Source organism: Empedobacter sp. UBA7611 (genome assembly GCF_002484365.1).
In the GTDB taxonomy this organism is placed as follows: domain Bacteria; phylum Bacteroidota; class Bacteroidia; order Flavobacteriales; family Weeksellaceae; genus Empedobacter; species Empedobacter falsenii_B.
The window spans coordinates 944-1,214 of sequence record NZ_DLJR01000043.1; the positions used below are offsets into that span (position 1 = coordinate 944).

Genomic DNA, 271 nt, shown 5'->3' on the forward strand with positions numbered 1-271 from the left:
TGTTGTAGATATGTTAGGAAATCCTATCGATGGTAAAGGACCAATCGAAGGACAATTATATGAAATGCCTATCGAGCGTAAAGCTCCTGGAGTTTTATACCGTCAACCAGTAAACGAACCATTACAAACAGGTATCGTTTCTATTGACTCTATGATTCCAATTGGACGTGGACAACGTGAGTTAATCATCGGTGACCGTCAAACAGGTAAAACTTCTGTTGCTTTAGATGCAATCTTAAATCAAAAAGAATTTTACGATAGAGGTGAAACA

Annotated in this window: 1 pseudogene; it reads left to right on the plus strand. The window is 37.6% G+C overall.

The features are described from left to right. Window positions 1-271: pseudogene (locus B3R94_RS07165) on the plus strand (F0F1 ATP synthase subunit alpha); the annotation flags it as partial.